This is a genomic window from Alteromonas sp. KS69, from assembly GCF_003989595.1.
In the GTDB taxonomy this organism is placed as follows: domain Bacteria; phylum Pseudomonadota; class Gammaproteobacteria; order Enterobacterales; family Alteromonadaceae; genus Alteromonas; species Alteromonas naphthalenivorans.
Genome location: NZ_PYHU01000077.1, coordinates 1 through 1,591, shown reverse-complemented (window position 1 = coordinate 1,591; position 1,591 = coordinate 1). Strand labels below are relative to the sequence as shown.

Below are 1,591 nucleotides of genomic sequence, written 5' to 3'. Positions count from 1 at the left end.
AAAAGTTGGTATGACTCCCTTTGTCAACCCTGAACGAGTGCTTCCCTGACATTCTTTCAGTCCATAATTAGCTTTATTTTTCGCTCATAATAAATGAACTAACGCACCGGATGAGGCAGTAATGTCGTCGGTTAGTATGCTGGTATTCGTAGGTTACTCATTCGTTGAATGAGCAGAGCTGACCTTACATGTTCCGCCGTAGCACCTTCTCATCAGTCTATGCTCGTGGGTCAATCACGGTTAAGTGATTGCCATCATAACTTTTTCGTAGGTTGTGCCACATCCCGCGGCCTGATCCGAATGCGTTAGCTCAAACTCGTTTGTCATGCAGGTACTCTACTTAACCGTAATTTTGGATTAACCGGTGTGAGTACCACTTCCTTTGCAATAGCCCAGATGTATGCCGCCATTTCCCTGGCTATCGCGGTAATGATCAAGTTGTAGTGCTTACCTTTTTTACTCATGCGCTGATAGCGTTTGCACAGACGCAGCTGGGCTTTCCAGGCGATATCAACAATGTCTTTGGGTAAGCCTTCTTGCCTTAACTGTAATTCGGTAGAGACATTTGCTGGATACCGATAGCTATGCGCACCTTCAATCAGTAAACGCCTTGCTCTGCCGTTGCCGGCTTTGGTAATGGCTCCTAAGTGTCGCTTTCCACCTGATGATTGTTCACTGGGAACTAAGCCCAGATAAGCCATGAGCTTTCTTGGGTGGTCGAAGCGATGTAGATCACCGAGTTCCGCCACAACACCAACGGCGACTAATAATCGAACACCGCGCATCGCTTGAATGGCTTTCACTACTGGATAATAACGCCATTGGTGAACGTGGTGAGTTAATTCATTATCTAGCCTTTCCAGTCGACGGATACGCTCTTCTATGGTTTGCAATTGTTCCTGCAAAACTATTTGCTGCGCCGGATGAGGCAATATCAATTCTGTAAGCCAGCGAAGGTGCTTCTTCGACCAGTTAGCAGTGCCTTCATAGCGTATGTTGTTGCGAAGCAGTAACGCTTTAAGCTGGTACTTGGCTTCTTTTAAATCTTTCATTGCCGCTTCACGAGCACGGGATAAATCCCGAACGGCTTCGTCCTCAGGCTCGGGCACATATATGGGCGTGAGATCTTCAGACTTTAGTGACCTAACGAGTTTAAGCGCATCTCGGCGGTCAGTCTTAATTCGTTCTCCAGGCTTTTTGGGAATAAGAGACGGAGCCACGACATAGCAACAATGCCCTAAACTTGTTATCAGCCGATAAATCCAGTAGCCACAAGGCCCAGCTTCATATACGACGTGAAGTGTTGCACCAGGATATTTAGATTCAAACTGCCGGAGCAGCTTTTTTACACTAGCTTTTGATGAAGGTATCCGTCCGTAGTGAACAGGGCTGGCACCACGTTGCTCCTCACAATAAGCTACTTCATGGAACTCTTTATGCGTATCCAACCCGATAAAAATCATGCTATGTTTGTTCATGCTAGCCTCCAAATTGATTTAGTATTGAACAAACTAATTATGGCTCTGGCTGAAAAGTTAACCCACGAAAATGCGGGGGCTAGCACTTTTACAGGGAGTCATTGTGTCTATGT

Annotated in this window: 1 protein-coding gene; it reads right to left on the bottom strand. The window is 46.1% G+C overall.

Annotated elements, in window-relative coordinates; all coding sequences use genetic code 11:
• Positions 1–323: 323 nt before the first annotated feature.
• Positions 324–1,478, bottom strand: a complete 1,155-nt coding sequence (locus tag C7Y69_RS21395) for an IS110 family transposase (protein ID WP_013783726.1) — start codon at positions 1,476–1,478, stop codon at positions 324–326.
• Positions 1,479–1,591 lie beyond the last annotated feature (113 nt).

Coding starts and splice junctions, on each gene's coding strand:
- C7Y69_RS21395 (WP_013783726.1), bottom strand. CDS start 1,478: ATGAACAAACATAGCATGATTTTTATCGGGTTGGATACGCATAAAGAG.